The organism is Acidithiobacillus sulfurivorans (genome assembly GCF_018853815.1).
Classification (GTDB): Bacteria; Pseudomonadota; Gammaproteobacteria; order Acidithiobacillales; family Acidithiobacillaceae; genus Acidithiobacillus; species Acidithiobacillus sulfurivorans.
This window is the reverse complement of record NZ_JAAOMP010000170.1, coordinates 21,522-27,961: the sequence shown is the minus strand read 5'-3', so window position 1 is coordinate 27,961 and position 6,440 is coordinate 21,522. Positions and strand designations below refer to the sequence as shown.

At 55.1% G+C, this 6,440-nt stretch carries 6 protein-coding genes; all 6 read left to right on the top strand.

What is annotated here, in order from left to right; translation table 11 throughout:
* Positions 1 to 195: 195 nt before the first annotated feature.
* From rimP to rpsO, 6 genes are read left to right on the top strand one after another with little or no spacing between them, the layout of a single operon-like run.
* The gene (gene rimP / locus HAP95_RS16100) at positions 196 to 654 is read left to right on the top strand and encodes a ribosome maturation factor RimP (RefSeq protein WP_226832864.1); all 459 of its coding nucleotides are present in this window, start codon (positions 196 to 198) and stop codon (positions 652 to 654) included.
* 30 nt (positions 655 to 684) lie between these two features.
* Complete coding sequence (nusA, locus tag HAP95_RS16095) at positions 685 to 2,166, top strand: transcription termination factor NusA (protein WP_215885145.1); 1,482 nt, start codon at positions 685 to 687, stop codon at positions 2,164 to 2,166.
* Positions 2,167 to 2,219: 53 nt separating this feature from the next.
* A complete protein-coding gene (gene infB / locus HAP95_RS16090) occupies positions 2,220 to 4,847 on the top strand; it encodes a translation initiation factor IF-2 (protein WP_215885144.1) in 2,628 nt (875 codons plus the stop codon).
* A gap of 9 nt (positions 4,848 to 4,856) precedes the next feature.
* A complete protein-coding gene (locus HAP95_RS16085) occupies positions 4,857 to 5,240 on the top strand; it encodes a ribosome-binding factor A (RefSeq protein WP_215885143.1) in 384 nt (127 codons plus the stop codon).
* Positions 5,241 to 5,242: 2 nt separating this feature from the next.
* Positions 5,243 to 6,124, top strand: a complete 882-nt coding sequence (truB, locus tag HAP95_RS16080; protein ID WP_215885142.1) for a tRNA pseudouridine(55) synthase TruB — start codon at positions 5,243 to 5,245, stop codon at positions 6,122 to 6,124.
* A 39-nt stretch (positions 6,125 to 6,163) separates the two neighbouring features.
* Entirely contained in the window at positions 6,164 to 6,433 is a 270-nt protein-coding gene (gene rpsO, locus HAP95_RS16075) for a 30S ribosomal protein S15 (protein ID WP_010641513.1), read from the top strand.
* Positions 6,434 to 6,440: the final 7 nt, after the last annotated feature.

Here is a 6,440-nt window from a genome sequence, read left to right as displayed (position 1 = left end):
AACAGGACCGTGAAACACTGCAGCGCCTATGATAGTTGAGGGCCTCCCTCCGCGAAAGTCGGTCACCGCCAGACTCCTATACCTGTCAACCCCATCTGCTCAACATGAGATGGGGTTGATTTTTTTTGAACAACTGCGTACGATGCGCAAAAAAGTGGGCCAAGTGCCCACTTTTTGTTTCTGTATCAGGGAATGATGAACGTGGAAGAACGATTGGATCAGGAAATTGCCCGGCAGGTTGGCACAGTGGGCTGCGCCTTGGTCGATGCGCGGATGTTGCGTAGCGGTCGCGCAATTACCTTACAGATATTAATCGAAAAAGAAGATGGGGCTTCGGTCACTATTGAAGACTGTGCTACCGTCAGCCGCCAGCTCAGTGTATGGCTGGATGTTGCCAATCCGATTAATGGGGCCTACCGTCTGGAAGTATCCAGTGCGGGCCTGGATCGTCCTTTGAAAACGTTGCGGGATTACGAAAGATTCCAGGGTGAGCACGCGGAATTGCATTTAAACGGATTACATCAGGGTCGCCGCCGTCTGTTGGGCGTTTTGCAGGGGCTGGAGGATCAAAAAGTGGTCATTGAAAATAGTGAGGGGCGCTGGACACTGGCGCTGGATGAAATTGATAAGGCTAGGTTGGTTCCCCAATGGTGAAGGGGCGGATATGCAGAGAGGAGCAAGTCAATGAGTCGTGAACTTCTTTATCTGGCGGATGCCGTCGCCCATGAGAAGGATGTGGACCGGGAAGTCATTTTTCAGGCTCTGGAAGCATCTCTGGTTTCCGCATCCAAGAAGAAATATGGGGCAGACTGGCACATTGTGGTAGATGTGGACCGCAAGACTGGGGACTATGTGACCCGACGGTTGTGGGAAGTAGTAGAGGATGAAGAGGAAGATTTTGATGCTGATCTGCAAATCCGCCTGGAAGCAGCCAAAGCGATACGTCCCGACGTGGATCTGGGTGGTTTTGTAGAAGAAGTTCTGCCACCAGTCGAATTCGGGCGCATTGCCGCACAGACCGCCAAGCAGGTGATTGTCCAGAAAGTACGAGATGCTGAACGGGACCGGATTGTTTCCGACTTTGCCTTGCGTAAAGGGGATATTATCAGTGGTCTGGTCAAGCGTATGGAAAAAGGCAATGCCATTGTCGATATGGGGCGGGCAGAGGCGCTGTTGGCCAAAGATGAAATGATGCCGCGTGAGGCCATTCGTCCCGGCGACCGGGTCAAGGCACATCTACAGGACGTGCGCAGGGTGCAGCGCGGTCCTCAGTTGTTTTTGTCGCGGGTTAGCCCTGAATTGTTGATCAAGCTGTTTGCCCAGGAAGTGCCGGAAATCGGCAACGGTATGATTGAAATCATGGGTGCGGCACGGGATCCTGGATTGCGCGCGAAACTGGCGGTGCGCTCCAATGACCCTCGGGTGGATCCGGTGGGGGCTTGTGTCGGTTTGCGTGGTAATCGCGTCCAGACGGTCATCAATGAACTCAAGGGTGAGCGTATTGATATCGTCATCTGGTCGGCAGATCCGGCAAGTTATGTCATCAATGCCTTATCACCGGCCGAAGTGTCCAGTATTGTGGTGGATGAAAACACCCACAGTATGGATGTGGTCGTAGATGCCGAAAATCTCTCGCAGGCCATCGGGCGCGGCGGGCAAAATGTGCGCCTGGCCACGCAGTTGACAGGATGGACCATCAATATCCTGACGGAAGAAGAAGCCCAGACCAAACGTGACGAAGAAGATTCCAAGTTCCTGAATCATTTTGTTCAAGAGTTGGGCGTGGATGAAGATCTGGCGCAACTGCTGGTCAGCGAGGGCTTTACCTCCATTGAAGAAGTGGCTTATGTGCCGGTTGCCGAGATGATGGAAATTGAAGGGCTCGATGAAGAACTGGTCAGCGAACTGCGCCGTCGGGCGCGCGATATGCTTTTGAATAAAGCCATTGCCCAGGAAGAGCAGGTGGCCTTAAGCGAGCCTTGCGAGGACCTGCTGAGCCTGAAAGAAATGGATAAAGGCCTGGCCCATCTACTGGCCAGCAAGGGCGTGGCAACTGCCGAAGATTTGGCGGAGCTGGCAGCCAGCGAGTTATGTGAGATGGTCGGGATTGGTGAAGAGCGTGCCAAAGCTCTTATTCTGGAGGCGCGTGCGCCCTGGTTTGCTTAATACGAACCCTGTGAACGCATTGTGCGAACAAGTGGTTTTGGAGAAAGAGGATTATGACGGTAACTGTCGCCAATTTTGCAGCTGAATTAGGTGTAACCCATGCGCGCTTGTTGGAGCAGTTGAATGCTGCGGGCATCGTGAAAAAAACAGCCGACGATGTGGTCACTGAAGACGACAAGCATCGGTTGCTGGCTTCGTTACGCAGTGCCCATGGAGAAGGCAGTGGCGAGCTGCGGCGGATCACTCTGAATCGTACCAGCACTTCTGAAATCAAGCAGTCAGTCGGCGCGGGAAAATCCCGTACTGTGCAGGTGGAGGTCCGGCGTAAAAGAACCTACGTCAAACGTGAGGTGACCGTAGATGAACCGGTAGAACATCTGCCTGTTGCGGAAAGTCCGGTTGCTGAGCCGGTCAAGGCCGTCGAGCCGTCGACCCCCGAGATCGAAACGACGCTGGCGAGCCCCGTTGACGTAGCAGTCACGGAGCCTGTCCAGGAGTCAGCCGCCCCTGTTGCCCAGCAAGCTGCTCCCGAACAGGTAGAATCTGTAGCACAATCCGTGGTGAATACTCCTGAGGCTATACCGGCAGTGGAGCCAAAAACGCCAGGCGCTGAACGGCAGCCTGTTGCCCGTGCCCATAACGAACGCGCTGCGGCACCGGATCGTAATCGGGCCCCGGTTAGTAGTGAACGCCCGCGTCCCGCAGCAGCCGCGCCGGCTAAAGCACCCCCGGCCCCGCCGCGTGGGAAAAAAGCAGGCCCGACTGGTCGCGGGGAGGATGATCGTTCCGGTGCCGGACGGCGCGGTCCGCGTCGTAGTGATGAGGGCGGCAATGCCGATGCTTTAGCGCGACGGCGTAAACCAGGAGACAAGAAAAACCGGAATCGCGGTGCGCAGATGGGAAATGAAGCCATCATGGCGCCGGTGATCCGCGAAGTGGCCGTCCCCGAAACCATTACGGTGGGTGAACTGGCCAGCCGCATGGCGATCAAGGCCACGGATGTCATCAAGGCTATGATGAAAATGGGCGTGATGGCGACCATTAATCAAGTGATTGATCAGGAAACGGCGGCTATTGTTGTTGAAGAATTAGGTCATAAGGTCAAGATGGTAGCTATGACCAGTCCCGAAGCCTTCCTGATGGATGAAGGCAGTTCGGAGACCCCGATTATTGGTAGGCGGCCTCCCGTGGTCACGGTAATGGGGCATGTGGATCATGGTAAAACCTCACTGCTGGACCGGATTCGTTCGGCGCAGGTAGCCAGCGGAGAAGCAGGAGGAATCACTCAGCATATTGGTGCTTATCATGTGGAAACGCCCAAAGGCATGGTGACTTTTCTGGATACGCCAGGTCATGAGGCCTTTACCGCCATGCGGGCTCGTGGTGCGCAGGCTACCGATATTGTCGTGCTGGTAGTGGCAGCAGATGACGGCGTGATGCCGCAAACCATTGAAGCCATCCATCATGCCAAGGCGGCACAGGTGCCGATTGTTGTGGCCGTCAACAAAATCGACAAACCCGGAGTGGATCCCGACCGGATCCGTCAGGAATTGGCAGGTCATGAGGTGGTTCCTGAAGAATGGGGTGGCGATGCACAGTTTGTGAATGTTTCGGCCAAGGCCGGTTTGCATATTGAAGATCTTCTGGATGCCATCCTGCTGCAGGCGGAAATGCTCGATCTGGATGTGCAGAGTAATGGTCCGGCCAAGGGCGTGGTCATTGAGTCCCGTCTTGATCGGGGTCGGGGTGTGGTGGCTACGGTGTTAGTTCGTCAAGGTACCCTGCATGCCGGAGATATGCTCCTGGCGGGAGCCCAGTTTGGGCGCGTGAAAGCGCTGGTCAATGATGCCGGACAGAGTACGCAGGAAGTAGGTCCCGGTTTGCCTGCCGAGGTTCTCGGCCTCAGTGATGTTCCTCATGCGGGTGACGAGGTCGTGGTTGTGGCCGATGAACGCAAGGCTCGTGAAGTTGCGCTGTTCCGTCAGGGCAAGTTCCGTGATGTGCGTCTTGCCAAAAACCAGAAGGCTTCCCTGGAAAGTCTCTTCGAAGCCGCTGCAGACGGTCAGTTGCAGCAGTTGAATCTGTTGATCAAGGCTGACGTGCAAGGTTCGGTAGAAGCATTGAGTACGACACTGGAGCGCCTTTCCACTTCAGAAGTAAAAGTGACCGTTATTCACTCGGGTGTGGGAGGTATTACCGAATCGGATGTGAATCTGGCGGCAGCTTCGCAAGCGGTGCTTATCGGCTTTAATGTACGGGCAGAAGCTCAGGCCCGTCGCCTCATAGAAAGCACTGGTGTAGATGTACGTTATCACAGCGTAATTTATGATGCCGTGGATGAAGTCAAAGCCGCCATGAGTGGCATGCTGGCACCGGAAATCCGTGAAAAAATTATTGGTCATGCTGAAGTTCGCGAAACGTTCCGGGTTCCCAAAGTGGGTACTATCGCCGGCTGTATGGTCATCGATGGCGTTGTTCGCCGTAATGCCAAGGTCCGCGTGCTGCGTCAGGACGTGGTCATCCACAGCGGTGAAATGGATTCCTTGCGCCGCTTCAAGGATGATACCAAGGAAGTCCGGGAAGGTTTCGAGTGTGGTATCGGTCTGCGCAATTACAATGACCTCAAAAACGGGGATATCATTGAGGCCTACGAAACCACCGAAGTCGCACGTACGGTCTAGGAGTTAGCGTTGCAGCATACTCATCGTGCTTATCCGCGCGGCGCCAGGGTGTCTCACCTGCTCCGTGAAGAAATTGCCGCGCTGTTGCGCGAGTTGCATGGGCTGCCTGCTGATCTGGCGCTCTTGCCGCCCAGCATAACGATGGTCGACTTGCCTGCTGACATGCGTTCGGCAACCGTTTTCTTTTCCCTGATGAATGGTCCCGAGCGCGCCGATGCGGTCCGCCAGATCCTCGATGCCCGGGCTGGAGAAATGCGTCAGATACTGGGGAAGCGGCTGGCCTTGCGGCGGATTCCGCCATTGCACTTTGTTTATGATGCACGCTTTGATCGGGGTGCTGAAATGGCAGAAATTCTGGCGCATTTGCCGCCCGCTGCGGATGAGGAAGCGTGATCATGACCTGTCAGCATGGCCTGTTGTTGCTCGATAAGCCGGAGGGTTTAACCTCCAATGCGACCCTGCAGCGCGCCAAGCGGATTATGGGGATCAAAAAAGCGGGACATACCGGCAGTCTCGACCCCATTGCCACCGGACTGCTGGTATTGCTCTTTGGCGAGGCGACCAAAGTCTCTGATTACATTCTGAATGCCGACAAGTCCTACCGGGCGACCCTGCGGCTGGGACAGACAACCAGCACGGGTGATCGTGAGGGTGAGATTCTGGAAGAAAAAGCGGTCACGGTAGAGCGTGCCGATATCGAGGCCATGCTCCCGCGTTTCCTGGGAGAAATTGCCCAGATTCCTCCCATGTACTCGGCCATCAAGCAGGGTGGCAAGCCTTTGTACGAGCTGGCTCGTAAAGGGATTGAGGTGGAAAGGGCTCCGCGTCAGGTGCGAATTGACGCTTTGCGCCTGGTAGAATTGACCGGGAATCGCCTGGTCATAGATGTGGATTGTTCCAAAGGAACCTACATTCGCAGTCTGGCGATGGATTTGGGCGCGGCCTTGGGTTGTGGGGCTCATGTCGAAGCGTTGCGACGAACGAGCACCGGGCCATTTAGTATCGAGGATGCATTGACTCTGGAAGCGTTGGCAGAGCAGCAGAAACAGGGTGAATGTCCGTTAAAGGCGATGGATCTGGCACTGGAGTATCTGCCCGCCGTCACCCTGACGGAGAACACCGCTTATTATTTGCGTCAGGGGCAGGGTGTGGTGGTGGCACATGCACCTTCTCTGGGACGTATTCGCCTTTACGGACCGGGTGCGCAGTTTCTCGGTCTGGGAGAGGTCATGGACGACGGAAAGGTGGCGCCACGCCGCCTCATGAGCGTAAACTAGGGAGTATTGTTTTTTTAGAAGTTCCGAGGAGAAGAATTTATGTCGCTGTCGCGTGAAGTCAAAGCAGATGTGGTTCAGGGTTATGCTACCCATGCAGGAGATACGGGTTCTCCCGAAGTGCAGGTCGCACTTTTGACCACTCGTATTGAAGGATTGGCTGATCATTTCAAAATTAACAAGCATGATCATCATTCCCGTCAAGGATTGCTGAAAATGGTGGGCCAACGCCGCAAGCTGCTGGACTACCTCAAAAAGCGTGATGTGAATCGTTATCGTTCGCTGATTGAGCGTCTGGGTCTGCGTAAGTAAGGAGAAG